This window comes from Methyloparacoccus sp. NF-16, from assembly GCF_056880625.1.
The window spans coordinates 302,520-315,940 of sequence record NZ_CP174130.1; the positions used below are offsets into that span (position 1 = coordinate 302,520).

General features: G+C 65.2%; 14 protein-coding genes. All 14 read left to right on the forward strand.

Translation table 11 applies throughout. The annotated features are described in order from the left end of the window. The first annotated feature begins 31 nt into the window (after nucleotides 1-31). Nucleotides 32-418 carry an ATP synthase subunit I gene (locus ACH5N8_RS01410; RefSeq protein ID WP_483282209.1) on the forward strand — a complete coding sequence of 129 codons (387 nt, stop codon included), beginning with the start codon at nucleotides 32-34 and terminating at the stop codon, nucleotides 416-418. A gap of 20 nt (nucleotides 419-438) precedes the next feature. Beyond that, nucleotides 439-1,218 (forward strand): F0F1 ATP synthase subunit A, encoded by a 780-nt coding sequence (gene atpB, locus ACH5N8_RS01415; protein ID WP_460027319.1) that lies wholly within the window; start codon nucleotides 439-441, stop codon nucleotides 1,216-1,218. Nucleotides 1,219-1,260: 42 nt separating this feature from the next. Then, entirely contained in the window at nucleotides 1,261-1,533 is a 273-nt protein-coding gene (gene atpE, locus ACH5N8_RS01420; protein WP_460027320.1) for a F0F1 ATP synthase subunit C, read from the forward strand. 55 nt (nucleotides 1,534-1,588) lie between these two features. Continuing rightward, nucleotides 1,589-2,068 (forward strand): F0F1 ATP synthase subunit B, encoded by a 480-nt coding sequence (locus ACH5N8_RS01425; RefSeq protein ID WP_483282210.1) that lies wholly within the window; start codon nucleotides 1,589-1,591, stop codon nucleotides 2,066-2,068. Then, nucleotides 2,068-2,604 carry a F0F1 ATP synthase subunit delta gene (locus tag ACH5N8_RS01430; RefSeq protein WP_483282211.1) on the forward strand — a complete coding sequence of 179 codons (537 nt, stop codon included), beginning with the start codon at nucleotides 2,068-2,070 and terminating at the stop codon, nucleotides 2,602-2,604. The genes ACH5N8_RS01425 and ACH5N8_RS01430 overlap by 1 nt, the downstream gene beginning before the upstream one ends. A gap of 15 nt (nucleotides 2,605-2,619) precedes the next feature. Next, nucleotides 2,620-4,161, forward strand: a complete 1,542-nt coding sequence (gene atpA, locus ACH5N8_RS01435) for a F0F1 ATP synthase subunit alpha (RefSeq protein ID WP_483282212.1) — start codon at nucleotides 2,620-2,622, stop codon at nucleotides 4,159-4,161. A 9-nt stretch (nucleotides 4,162-4,170) separates the two neighbouring features. Next, nucleotides 4,171-5,037, forward strand: coding sequence for a F0F1 ATP synthase subunit gamma (gene atpG / locus ACH5N8_RS01440; protein WP_483282213.1), 867 nt, complete (start codon nucleotides 4,171-4,173; stop codon nucleotides 5,035-5,037). 46 nt (nucleotides 5,038-5,083) lie between these two features. Continuing rightward, nucleotides 5,084-6,466 carry a F0F1 ATP synthase subunit beta gene (gene atpD, locus ACH5N8_RS01445; protein WP_483282214.1) on the forward strand — a complete coding sequence of 461 codons (1,383 nt, stop codon included), beginning with the start codon at nucleotides 5,084-5,086 and terminating at the stop codon, nucleotides 6,464-6,466. A 27-nt stretch (nucleotides 6,467-6,493) separates the two neighbouring features. Then, nucleotides 6,494-6,916 carry a F0F1 ATP synthase subunit epsilon gene (locus tag ACH5N8_RS01450; protein ID WP_460027326.1) on the forward strand — a complete coding sequence of 141 codons (423 nt, stop codon included), beginning with the start codon at nucleotides 6,494-6,496 and terminating at the stop codon, nucleotides 6,914-6,916. 137 nt (nucleotides 6,917-7,053) lie between these two features. Next, nucleotides 7,054-8,427, forward strand: a complete 1,374-nt coding sequence (gene glmU / locus ACH5N8_RS01455; protein ID WP_483282215.1) for a bifunctional UDP-N-acetylglucosamine diphosphorylase/glucosamine-1-phosphate N-acetyltransferase GlmU — start codon at nucleotides 7,054-7,056, stop codon at nucleotides 8,425-8,427. A 3-nt stretch (nucleotides 8,428-8,430) separates the two neighbouring features. Next, nucleotides 8,431-10,263, forward strand: coding sequence for a glutamine--fructose-6-phosphate transaminase (isomerizing) (gene glmS / locus ACH5N8_RS01460; protein ID WP_483282216.1), 1,833 nt, complete (start codon nucleotides 8,431-8,433; stop codon nucleotides 10,261-10,263). A gap of 65 nt (nucleotides 10,264-10,328) precedes the next feature. After that, nucleotides 10,329-11,339 carry a phosphogluconate dehydrogenase (NAD(+)-dependent, decarboxylating) gene (gnd, locus tag ACH5N8_RS01465; RefSeq protein WP_483282217.1) on the forward strand — a complete coding sequence of 337 codons (1,011 nt, stop codon included), beginning with the start codon at nucleotides 10,329-10,331 and terminating at the stop codon, nucleotides 11,337-11,339. After that, entirely contained in the window at nucleotides 11,336-12,865 is a 1,530-nt protein-coding gene (zwf, locus tag ACH5N8_RS01470; protein WP_460027330.1) for a glucose-6-phosphate dehydrogenase, read from the forward strand. The genes gnd and zwf overlap by 4 nt, the downstream gene beginning before the upstream one ends. Beyond that, on the forward strand, nucleotides 12,855-13,316 hold the full coding sequence (locus ACH5N8_RS01475; protein WP_460027331.1) for a YcgN family cysteine cluster protein: 462 nt from the start codon (nucleotides 12,855-12,857) through the stop codon (nucleotides 13,314-13,316). Before zwf ends, ACH5N8_RS01475 begins: the two co-directional genes overlap by 11 nt. Nucleotides 13,317-13,421 lie beyond the last annotated feature (105 nt).

Here is a 13,421-nt window from a genome sequence, read left to right on the forward strand (position 1 = left end):
GCGCTGATAGAATCGGCGAACTTGTGCGGCCATGACCTTGAGCGCACCGTCCCCCCGATTCTTTCCCATCGTTCGCTGGATTCTCTTGGCGCAGGGCTTCGTCGTCCTGTTGTCCGGGCTTCTGGGGGCGCTGTTCGCGGGTGGTCGGGTGGGGATTTCCGCGGGCTTGGGTGGCTTGCTGGCGCTGGTGCCGAATCTCTGTTTCGCGTGGCGGTTCGGTGTGCGCGATGATCGCCGGACGGCCAGGCAGGTGGTGCGGTCGTTCTATCTTGGTGAAACAGTCAAGCTTGCCCTGACGGTGAGCCTCTTCGCGGTCGTTCTGCGATGGCCGTTCGTCCATTTCCCGGCGCTGTTGTCCGGGTTTGTTTTGGTGTTGTCGGTTTTGTGGCTCTCGCTGCTGGTGCGCGGAGCAAAATGAAATGAATGGGGGTAACGAGCATGGCGGCTGAAGCGGCGCACGGCGGTGGTGGGGCGACGGGGTATATCGTCCATCACTTGACGCCTCTGTCGGTGGGCGAAGGTTTCTGGACGCTGCATCTCGATACCCTGTTTTTCTCCGCAGTGCTTGGCGGTTTCTTCCTGTTCCTGTTCAAGCGGGTGGCCGATGGTGCAACCTCGGATGTGCCCGGGCCCCTGCAGAATTTCGCCGAAATGCTGGTTGAATTCGTCGACACGCAGGTCAAGGACGCCTTCCACGGCAAGAGCGCCCTGATCGCGCCGCTGTCGCTGAGCATCTTCGTGTGGATCTGGCTGATGAACTTCATGGACCTGATCCCTGTGGATCTGCTGCCCCTGATCGGTTCGGCCATCGGTCTCGAGTATCTGCGGGTCGTGCCGAGCACGGATTTGAATGCCACCTTCGGCATGTCCATATCGGTCTTCTTGCTGATCATTTTCTACAGCGTCAAGGTCAAGGGTCCTGTCGGCTTTGCCAAGGAGATGCTGCTGAGCCCCTTCGGCAAGTGGATGATCCCCTTCAATCTGCTGCTGAAGCTGGTCGAGGAGGTGGCGCGGCCGGTGTCGCTGGCGCTGCGACTGTTCGGCAACATGTATGCCGGCGAACTCATCTTCATCCTGATCGCCTTGCTGCCATGGTTCGTGCAGCCACTGCTGAGTTTCCCCTGGGCGGTGTTTCACATCCTGATCATTACCCTGCAGGCATTCATCTTCATGGTGCTGACGATCGTCTATCTGAGTCTGGCGCACGAAGATCACTAGACCGACTTTCATTTCAATCACTGCTTGTCCTCTGGAGGAACAATGGAAATTGCATCGATCGCCAATGTACAGGGCCTGACCGCCATCGCTGTGGGCATCATCCTGGGTATGGGCGCCCTCGGAACCGCCATCGGTTTCGGCATTCTGGGCGGGAAGTTCCTGGAAGGCGCGGCGCGCCAGCCGGAGCTGGTGCCGCTGTTGCAGGTCAAGATGTTCATCGTGGCGGGTCTGCTGGACGCCGTGACCATGATCGGCGTCGGTCTGGCGTTGTTCTTCACCTTCGCCAACCCCTTCCTGTCCGCGCTGAAGGGTTGAGCTTGGGCAATCCGTCGCTCTTGCGCGGCGAACTGACGTAACGAGGGAAAGCGCTGTGAGTATCAACGCAACACTGATCGGCCAGATGATCACGTTTGCGCTTCTGGTGTGGTTCACCATGAAGTACGTGTGGCCACCGATTATGCAGGCCCTGGAGGAGCGGAAGAAGAGGATCGCCGAAGGTCTGGCGGCCGCCGAAAGAGGCCAGCACGAGATGGGTCTGGCCGAGAAGCGTGCCAGCGGCTTGTTGCGCGAGGCCAAGGATCAGGCGGCGGATATCGTCAGTCTGGCGCAGAAGCGGGCTGGCGAGCTGGTCGAGGAGTCCAAGCTGTCCGCCAGGGAAGAGGGTGAGCGCATCGTTACGGCGGCACGCACCGATATCGACCGCGAAGTGCAGAAGGCCCGCGAAGGGCTGCGGCAGCAGGTGGCCGAGCTGGCCGTCGAAGCCGCCGAGCAGATCCTCAGGAAGGAGGTCGATCGCGGCCGGCACAGTGAAATCATCGATAACCTCGGCAAGGCACTGGACGAAAAGTAATGGGCGAATTGACGACATTGGCCCGCCCTTACGCGGTGGCCGCCTTCCGGCGGGCCAAGGAAACCGGCACCGCCGACGAATGGGCCAATCAGCTGGCCTTTCTCGCCACAGTCACCGCCGACGCGCGCGTGCAGCGCGCGCTGGCAAATCCCAAGGTGCGTCGCGAGGCCTTGGCGCAGGCCTTCCTCGGCTTGTGCGAGGGGCGATTGAATCCGGAGGGCCAGAACTTCGCCCGCCTGCTCATCAGGAATCAGCGGCTGAACCTGGCCGGGGAGATCGCGGCGCTCTATGCCGCTTTCAAGGCCGAGGACGAGGGCCATGTCGACGTCGAGGTGGCGTCGGCCTTCGAGCTGACCGCGGAGGAGCAGGCCAGCCTCGGCAGGACCCTGGACGATGCCCTGGGCCGGAAGGCCAGGATGACCGTGACGGTCGATCATGATCTCATCGGTGGCGTGTTTGTCCGTGCGGGGGATCGGGTGATCGATGCCTCCGTGCGTGGCCAGATCGAGCGGTTGGCCAAGAAACTCAGGAATTAATTGCGAGAAACGAAAATGCAGCTGAATCCATCTGAAATCAGTGACCTGATCAAGGCGCGGATCGAGAGTTTCGATCTCGGCGTCGAGTCGCGCAGCGAGGGGACCGTTGTCAGCCTGACCGATGGGATCGTGCGCGTGCATGGTCTCTCCGACGTGATGCAGGGCGAGATGGTGGAGTTTCCCGGCAATACCTACGGCATGGCGCTCAACCTCGAGCGGGACTCGGTCGGTGCCGTGGTATTGGGCTCCTACGAGCATCTGGCGGAAGGTGATGCCGTCCGTTGTACCGGCCGCATTCTCGATGTGCCGGTGGGGGAGGGCCTGCTGGGGCGCGTGGTGGATGCCCTGGGGCGGGCGATCGACGGCAAGGGGCCCGTGGCCGAGGCCGGTCGTTCGCCGATCGAGAAGATCGCCCCGGGCGTCATCGCCCGGCAGTCGGTGGATCAGCCATTGCAGACCGGTCTCAAGGCCATCGACTCGATGATCCCGGTCGGGCGCGGCCAGCGCGAACTGATCATCGGCGACCGCCAGACCGGCAAGACCGCCATCGCTATCGATACCATCATCAACCAGAAGGGCACTGGCGTTAAGTGCATCTATGTCGCCATCGGCCAGAAGCAGTCTTCCATTGCCAACGTGGTGCGCAAGCTGGAAGAGCATGGCGCCATGGCGCACACGATCATCGTCGCCGCTTCCGCATCCGAGTCGGCCGCGCTGCAATTCATCGCTCCCTACGCCGGCTGCGCCATGGGCGAATACTTCCGTGATCGCGGCGAGGATGCGTTGATCATTTATGACGACCTCACCAAGCAGGCCTGGGCGTATCGCCAGATTTCCCTGTTGCTGCGCCGTCCGCCGGGCCGCGAGGCCTACCCGGGCGACGTCTTCTACCTCCATTCGCGTCTGCTCGAGCGTGCGGCGCGCATCAATGCCGAGGAAGTGGAGAAGCTGACCGGTGGCCAGGTCAAGGGCAAGACCGGCTCGCTGACGGCACTGCCGATCATCGAGACGCAGGCGGGCGACGTGTCCGCCTTCGTGCCGACCAACGTGATTTCGATCACCGACGGCCAGATCTACCTGGAAACCAGCCTCTTCAATGCCGGCGTACGTCCTGCCGTCAACGCCGGCCTGTCCGTGTCCCGTGTCGGCGGCGCGGCGCAGACCAAGATCATCAAGAAGCTGGGCGGCGGCATCCGTCTCGACCTTGCCCAGTTCCGCGAACTGGCGGCTTTCGCCCAGTTCGCCTCCGATCTTGACGAGGCCACCCGCAAGCAGATCGAACGCGGCCAGCGCGTCACCGAGATCATGAAGCAGAGCCAGTACTCGCCCCTCAGCGTGGCGCAGATGGCGGTGTCGCTGTTCGCGGCCAACGAGGGCTTCCTGGACGACATTCCGGTCGGCAAGGTGCGCGATTTCGAGGATGGCCTGCAGGCATACATGAAATCCGAGCAAGCCGCCCTGCTGGACAGGATCAACAGCACCGGTGACTACAGCGACGAAATCCAGGGCGGGCTCCGCGCAGCGGTGACCACCTTCAAGTCCACCCACACCTGGTAAGGCAGCGCCATGGCCGTCGGCAAAGAGATCCGCCTGAAGATCACGAGTATCAAGAATACTCAGAAGATCACCCGGGCCATGGAGATGGTCGCCGCGAGCAAGATGCGCAAAACCCAGGACCGCATGCTGGCGACCCGCCCGTATTCGCGCAAGGTGGCGCAGATCATCCGGCACCTTGCCACCGCAAATCCGGAGTATCGCCATCCCTACACGGTGGCCCGGCCCGTTAGCCGGGTCGGCGTCATCCTGGTGTCCTCCGACCGGGGGCTCTGTGGCGGCTTGAACGCCAATCTGTTCCGGTTGGCGCTCCGCAGATTGCGCGAGTGGTCCGAAGCCGGTGTCGATGCGCAACTGGGCGTGATCGGGCAGAAGGGCGCGGGGTTCTTCAACGCCATCGGCGCCAACATTGCCGCCCAGGCCACCCGCCTCGGCGACAAGCCGCACCTTGAGGACATCGTCGGCGTGATCAAGGTCATGCTGGACGACTATGCCGAAGGCAAGGTGGACGAAGTGCACCTGCTCTACAACGAGTTCGTCAACACCATGACGCAGAAGCCCAGGCTGGTGCGCCTGCTGCCGGTGAGCCCCGACGAGATGGCCGAGGACGCCAGCAAGGGCCTGTGGGATTACATCTATGAGCCGGACGCCAAGGAGGTGCTCGATCAGCTTCTGATTCGCTATGTCGAATCCCTGGTCTTCCAGGGGCTGGTGGAAAACAACGCCTGCGAGCAGGCGGCGCGGATGGTGGCGATGAAGAGCGCCTCCGACAATGCCGGCAAGCTGATCAAGGAATTGCAGCTGATCTACAACAAGGCGCGCCAGGCGGCCATCACCCAGGAAATCGCCGAAATCGTCGGCGGCGCAGCGGCGGTCTGAGCCGGCCTTTGAACATTACGCAGACAAGAGTTTTAAGAGGACAACCATGAGTTCGGGCAAAATCGTACAGATTATCGGTGCCGTCGTAGACGTTGAGTTCCCCCGCGAGTCGCTGCCGAAAGTTTACGACGCCTTGCGCGTGGAAGAAGCCGGGCTGGTCCTGGAAGTCCAGCAGCAGTTGGGCGACGGCGTGGTCAGGACCATCGCCATGGGCAGCACCGACGGTCTGAAGCGCGGCCTGGCCGTCGACAACACCGGCGCGGCCATCTCGGTGCCGGTCGGCAAGCAGACCCTCGGCCGCATCATGAACGTCCTCGGCGACCCCATCGACGAGAAGGGCCCCATCGGCGAGGAAATCCGCTGGGGTATCCACCGCAAGGCGCCCTCCTTCGAGGAGCAGGCCGCTGCCAACGAACTGCTGGAAACCGGTATCAAGGTGATCGACCTGGTGTGCCCGTTCGCCAAGGGCGGCAAGGTCGGCCTGTTCGGTGGTGCCGGCGTCGGCAAGACCGTCAACATGATGGAGCTGATCCGCAACATCGCCATCGAGCACAGCGGCTATTCCGTATTCGCCGGCGTCGGCGAGCGTACCCGCGAAGGCAACGACTTCTATCACGAAATGAGCGAGGGCGGGGTTCTCGACAAGGTATCGCTGGTCTATGGCCAGATGAACGAGCCGCCGGGCAACCGTCTGCGCGTGGCGCTGACCGGTCTGACCATGGCCGAGTATTTCCGCGACGAAGGCCGCGACGTGCTGCTGTTCATCGACAACATCTACCGTTACACCCTGGCCGGTACCGAGGTCTCGGCGCTGCTGGGGCGCATGCCCTCCGCCGTTGGCTACCAGCCTAACCTGGCGGAAGAGATGGGTGTGCTGCAGGAGCGCATCACCTCCACCAAGGTCGGCTCCATCACCTCCATCCAGGCGGTCTACGTACCGGCGGACGACCTTACCGACCCGTCCCCGGCCACCACCTTCGCCCACCTCGACGCCACCGTGGTGCTGTCCCGCCAGATCGCCGAGCTGGGCATCTACCCGGCGGTCGATCCGCTGGATTCCACCAGCCGCCAGCTCGACCCGCTGGTCGTCGGCCAGGAGCACTACAGCGTGGCGCGCAAGGTCCAGTCCACCCTGCAGCGCTACAAGGAGCTGCGCGACATCATCGCCATCCTGGGCATGGACGAACTGTCCGAGGAGGACAAGCTGACCGTGTCGCGTGCCCGCAAGATCCAGCGGTTCCTGTCGCAGCCCTTCTTCGTGGCCGAAGTCTTCACCGGCGCGCCGGGCAAGTACGTCTCCCTCAAGGACACCATCGCCGGCTTCAAGGGCATCGTCGAGGGTGAGTTCGATGATGTTCCCGAGCAGGCGTTCTACATGGTCGGCAGCGTCGACGAGGCCTTGGAGAAGGCCAAAAAGCTCGCCGCCTAATTACCGGAACCGCAAGAGGTCACAGCCATGGCGATGACGATTCATGTGGACATCGTGAGCGCGGAGGCGGAAATCTATTCCGGGCTCGCCGAGATGGTCGTGGCGCCCGCCGAGATGGGCGAGGTCGGCATCGCCGCGCGCCATGCGCCCTTCCTGACCCGCCTGAAACCGGGCGAGGTACGGGTCAAGGTGAGCGGCAACGAGATCCATCCGTTCTATATCTCCGGCGGCATGCTGGAGGTGCAGCCGCACGTGGTCACCATCCTGGCCGACACCGCCGTCCGCGCCCGCGATATCGACGAGGCCGCCGCCCTGGAGGCCAAGCGCAAGGCCGAGGAGATGCTTGCCGACAAGACCGGAAAGATCGACTACGCCGTTGCCCAGGCCCAGCTGGCCGAGGCAGTGATGCAGCTGCGCACCCTGGAAAAGTACCGTTCCGGCCGCGCCTGACGCACCTCGCCTCCCAGCAACCCGGTGTGGCTGAGCGCTTGTGTGGCAGCTCGGTCACGCCGGGTTTTTTTATGGTCGCCCGCGCCGCTGCCGGGTGACTGCCGGTATCCACTTTCTGATCGACACCACGCCTGTTCATGAGTCTCGAGATCATCATCCTCGCCGCTGGCCAGGGCACGCGCATGCGCTCGGCCTTGCCCAAGGTGCTGCACCGGGTGGGCCACCTGTCCCTGCTGGAGCACGTGTATCGCCTGTCCGCCTCGTTCGCGGCCGACAAGATAAGCATCGTTTACGGACATGGCGGCGAAGCCGTGCGCTCGGCGCTGCCGCATCTTGCGGTCACCTGGGTCGAGCAGAAGGAGCGCCTGGGCACCGGACATGCCGTCATGCAGGCGGCGGATCAGATCGCGGACGATGCCAGCGTGCTGATTCTCTACGGCGATGTCCCGCTGCTCCAGCAGTCGACGGTGGAACGCCTGCTGGGCCTGACCGTGGACGGCAGCGTGGGATTGTTGACCGTGCAGCTGGCGAATCCGCATGGCTACGGTCGCATCGTCCGCGGACAGGCCGGCGAGGTGTTGCGGATCGTCGAGGAAAGGGACGCCACGCCGGAGGAACGCGCGATCCACGAGGGCAACACCGGCATCCTGGCCCTGAACGGCGGGCGGCTGAAACGCTGGCTGTCGCGGCTGGAGAACCGCAATGCCCAGGGCGAGTACTACCTGACCGACGTCATCGGCCTGGCGGTGGCGGATGGCGTGGCGGTCAGAACCACCGAGGCCGACGGCATCGACGAGGTGCTGGGCGTCAACGATCGCCAGCAGCTCGCGCATCTGGAGCGGGTCCATCAGGCCGCCTGGGCCGCGAGACTGATGCGCGAGGGCGTGACCCTGCGCGATCCTGCTCGCCTCGATGTCCGCGGCGACGTCCAGATACTGGGTCAGGATAGCGAGATCGACGTCAACGTGATCCTCGAAGGCGCGGTCCAGCTTGGCGCACGTGTCCGGATCGGCCCCGGCGTGGTGATCCGCGACAGCGTCATCGGCGACGACGTCGAGATCCTCCCGCACTCCATCATCGAGCGCGCCAGCGTCGGCGCCGGCTGCCGCATCGGTCCCTTCGCGCGGCTGCGGCCGGATACCTTGCTGGGCGAGGGCGTCCATATCGGCAACTTCGTGGAGCTCAAGAAAGCCCGTGTCGCCGGCCACTCGAAGATCAACCATCTCAGCTATGTGGGCGACGCCCGGGTGGGTGCGGGCGTCAACATCGGTGCCGGCACCATTACCTGCAACTACGATGGTGCCAACAAGTTCGAAACCGTCATCGAGGATGGCGCCTTCATCGGTTCCGATACCCAGCTGGTGGCACCGGTGACGGTCGGCAGGAACGCCACCATCGGCGCCGGTTCCACCATCACCAAGGACGCACCGCCGGATGCGCTGACCCTGAGCCGGGTCAGGCAGCTCACGGTGGACGGCTGGCGGCGTCCGCTCAAGCGGCAGGAGGGCTAGCCCATGTGCGGTATCGTTGGCGCCATCGCCTTTCGCAACATCACCCCGGTTCTGGTCGAAGGCCTCAGGCGGCTGGAATACCGGGGCTACGATTCGGCCGGCGTGGCGGTGCTGGGTGAGGATGGCCAGCTGCAGCGGGTCCGGCGGAAGGGCAAGATCCGGGTGCTGGAGGACGGTCTGCGCGAGACGCCTGCCACCGGCCATCTCGGCATCGCCCACACTCGCTGGGCTACGCACGGCGTTCCGTCCGAACGCAATGCTCATCCGCATGTCTGCCGCGAGTCGGTGGCCGTGGTTCATAACGGCATCATCGAGAACCACGAAGCCCTGCGGGTGGAGCTGGAAGCCAAGGGTTACGCCTTCGCGTCGGAGACCGATACCGAGACCATCGTCCATCAGGTGCATGAATGGCTGGATGCCGGCTTGTCGCTGCGGGAGGCCGTCCAGCGCACCTGCGCCCAGCTGGAGGGGGCCTATGCGATCGGTGTGATCTCGACCGCCAGCCCCGACCGCCTGCTGGCGGCGCGGCAGGGCAGCCCGCTGGTCATCGGCCTTGGCGAAGGCGAAAACTTCATTGCCTCGGACATTTTCGCCCTGGTCGGCGAAACCCAGCGCTTTGTCTTTCTCGAGGATGGCGATATCGCCGAGCTGACCACCGACAGCGTCCGCATCTACGACCGTGAGGGCCAGCCGGTCGAGCGGCCGGTGCATGAGACCGGACTTGCCGCCGATGCCATCGAGCGTGGCGAGTATCGGCACTACATGCAGAAGGAGATCCACGAGCAGCCGGTGGCCATTGCCCGGACCCTGGAAGGCCGGATTCGCGCTGGCCAGGTCGTCGATACCGCCTTCGGTCCCCAGGCGGCGCAGGCCTTCGACCGCATCCGGGCGGTCCAGATCGTGGCCTGCGGCACCAGCTTCCACGCCGGGCTGGTGGCCCGCTACTGGATGGAGGATATCGCCGGCCTGCCCTGCGATGTCGAGGTCGCCAGCGAATTCCGCTATCGCCGGCACGTGGTCGCGCCGGGCACCCTGTTCGTGACGATCTCCCAATCGGGCGAGACAGCGGACACGCTGGCGGCGCTCAGGGAGGCCGGTCAACTGGGCTACGCCCATACGCTGGCCATCTGCAACGTACCCGAGAGCTCCATCGTGCGCGCCTCCGACGCCAGCCTCATGACCCGCGCCGGTCCCGAGGTGGGCGTGGCCTCGACCAAGGCCTTCACCACCCAGCTGGTGGCGCTGCTGCTGCTGGTGCTGGCCCTCGGGCGCCGGAACGGCCTGGAGCGGGCGCGCGAGGCGCGCATCGTCGCGGAACTCGAATCGCTGCCGCGACAGGTGGAGCAGGTGCTGGCCCTGGAGGCGGCCATCCGGGCCTGGGCCGAGCTGTTCGGCGACAAGCAGGACGCGCTCTATCTCGGCCGCGGGCCGCAATATCCGGTCGCGATGGAAGGAGCCCTCAAGCTCAAGGAGATTTCCTATATCCATGCCGAGGCCTATCCGGCGGGCGAACTCAAGCATGGCCCGCTGGCGCTGATCGACGAGGAGATGCCGGTCATCGCCGTCGCGCCCAACAACGAACTCCTGGAGAAGCTGAAATCCAACCTGCAGGAGGTGCACGCGCGGGGCGGGCAGCTGTTCGTGTTCGCCGACGACGAGGCGCCCCTGGCCAATATCCCGGGGGTGCGGCTGCTGCGCGTGGCCGAGACCGATGACGTGGTGGCACCGATCGTGTTCACCGTCCCGTTGCAGTTGCTAGCCTACCATGTGGCCCTGATCAAGGGCACGGACGTGGACCAGCCGCGCAACCTGGCGAAATCGGTCACGGTGGAATGATCTGGCCCGCCGGTTGCTTGCAATGGGCGGGAATGCATTGATTTGACGGCGACAAGGGAGGCGTCATGCAGTTGGGAATGATCGGTCTGGGGCGCATGGGCGGCAACATGGTGCGGCGGCTGATGCGGGCGGGGCACGAGTGTGTGGTCTTCGACCTCAATCCCGCATCGGTCCAGGCGCTAGCGGCGGAGGGCGCGACCGGCGCCGGGTCGCTGGAGGCCTTCGTGCGCGCGCTGGCGCCGCCGCGGGCGGTCTGGATCATGGTGCCGGCGGCGGTGGTCGACCAGATGCTCGAGCGGGTCGTGCCATTGCTGCAACCCGGCGATATCGTCATCGATGGCGGCAACTCCCAGTATATCGACGACATTCGCCGGGCCGGGACGCTGGCGCAGAGCGGCCTGCACTACCTGGATGTCGGCACCAGCGGTGGCGTGCACGGGCTGGAGCGCGGCTATTGCCTGATGATCGGCGGCGACCACGCGGCGGTGCAGCGCCTCGATCCGGTGTTCCGCACGCTGGCGCCGGGGGTTGGCGACATTGCGCCCTCGCCGGGACGGGAAGGCCGCAGCAGTACCGCCGAGAATGGCTATCTGCATTGTGGCCCGGCGGGCGCCGGCCATTTCGTCAAGATGGTGCACAACGGCATCGAGTACGCGCTGATGGCCGCCTACGCCGAAGGCTTCAACATTCTCCGGCATGCCGATGTCGGCGACTTCACCCGCGAGGCCGATGCCGAGACCACCCCGCTGCGCCACCCCGAGCATTTCCAGTACCACCTGAACCTGGCCGACATCGCCGAACTGTGGCGGCGCGGCAGCGTCGTGACGTCCTGGCTGCTCGACCTGACCGCCAGGGCCCTGGCGGCGAGCCCGGATCTGGGCGAATTCTCCGGCAGGGTTTCGGATTCCGGCGAAGGTCGCTGGACCATCAACGCCGCCATCGACCAGGGCACGCCGGCACCGGTCCTGAGCGCCGCGGTCTTCCAGCGCTTTGCCTCGCGTGGCGAGGATGAGTTCGCCTGCAAGGTGGTCTCGGCCATGCGCTACCACTTCGGCGGCCACCAGGAGAAGACATGAACGGTCCAGCCATACCGCCCGCCGGGGGCGGCGGCCGCCCCGGCGACTCCTGCGTCATGGTCATCTTCGGCGCCACCGGCGATCTGACCCAGCGCAAGCTGCTGCCGGCGCTCTACAACCTGGCGCGGGCCCGGCTGCTGTCCAGTCGCTTCGCCATCATCGGCACGGCGGTGGAGCCGATCGCCGCCGATGCCTTCCGCGAAAAAATGCTGCAGGCGATCCGCGCCTACGCCACCGACGAGCTGGATCAAGAGGTGCTGGCCTGGTTCGAGCCGCGCATCCACTACATTTCGGGCGACGTGCGCGAGCCGGAGTTCTATGCCCGGCTGCGGGCGCTGTGCGAGCAGATCCGCGCCGACCATGCCATCGAGGACAAGCACTTCTATTACCTGGCGACCTCGCCGGTCTTTTTCGGCGAGATTGTCCGCCAGCTCGGCCAGGCGGGTCTGGCCAGCGAAGAGAAGGACAGCTGGCGCCGCGTCATCTTCGAGAAGCCCTTCGGCCACGATCTGGAGTCGGCCCGCCAGCTGAACGCCGACATCAAGGAAGTGCTGCGCGAGCGGCAGATCTACCGCATCGACCACTACCTCGGCAAGGAGACGGTGCAGAACATCCTGGTGATGCGGTTCGCCAACAGCATCTTCGAGCCGGTCTGGAACCGCCGCTACATCGACCACGTGCAGATCACCGCCGCCGAAACCGTCGGCGTGGAGCGGCGCGGCGCCTATTACGAGACCGCCGGCGCGCTGCGCGACATGGTGCCCAATCACCTGTTCCAGCTGCTGTCGCTGATCGCCATGGAGCCGCCGGTATCGTTCGAGGCGGATGCCGTGCGCGACGAGCAGACCAAGATCCTGCGCGCGGTGCAGATTCCGACCCCCGAGGACGTGCTCAGCAAGATGGCCCGCGGCCAGTACGGCGAGGGCACGGTGGCCGGGGAGCCGGTGCCGGGCTATCGTCAGGAGGCCAATGTCGCGCCGGACTCGCGCACCGAGACCTTCATCGCCATGAAGCTGATGATCGACAACTGGCGCTGGGCCGATGTGCCCTTCTACCTGCGTACCGGCAAGCGCATGGCGACCCGCGCCACCGAGATCGTCATCCAGTTTCGCCGCGCGCCGCTGGTGCTGTTCCGCAATACCGCCATCGAGCATCTGCGCACCAACCGCATGGTGATCCACCTGCAGCCCAAGGAAGGCATCTCGTTGCAGTTCGGCGCCAAGGTGCCGGGGCCGGTGATGAAGCTGGGCTCGGTGAAGATGGATTTCGACTATGTCGACTATTTCGGTTCCACTCCCGACACCGGCTACGAGCGGCTGCTGCTGGACTGCATGATGGGCGATGCCACCCTGTTCCAGCGTGCCGACATGGTCGAGACCGGCTGGAGCCTGATCCAGCCGGTGCTGGATGTCTGGAAGGCGCTGCCGCCGCGCGCCTTCCCCAACTACGAGGCCGGCACCTGGGGGCCGCGCGAGGCGGACGAACTGCTGGAGCGCGACGGGCGTCACTGGATCAATGCCACCTGAGGGCGAGACAGCCGCCGGCTGGTGGGATCGCAAGCCGCTGGCGTCGCTGACCCCTGGTGAATGGGAAGCGCTGTGCGACGGTTGCGGCCGCTGCTGCCTCAACAAGCTGGAAGACGAGGCTACCGGCGAAATCCTCTATACCCGCGCCGCCTGCCGGCTGCTCGATCTGGACAGCTGCCGCTGTCGCCACTACGCCGAGCGACACCGGCAGGTGCCCGGCTGCCTTGCGCTGCGCGGTGGCTTCACCCAGTTCCACTGGCTGCCCCGCACCTGCGCCTATCGCCTGCGTGCCGAGGGCCGGCCGTTGCCGGACTGGCATCCCCTGAAGTCGGGCTCCGCCGGCTCGGTGCACGAGGCTGGCATCTCGGTGCGCCATTTCGCCATTTCCGAAACGCTCGTCGAGGATCTGGAAGATCATGTCCTGGACGACTTCGACGCCCGGGAGCCCTGAGCCCCGGCTTGCCGCGTCCGCATCGCGCGCCGGCGGATTTGCTATGCTCCGCCGAACCCGAATGCCCTCTGGCCGTCTGACGACAACCGCACCGCAACGGGCAGA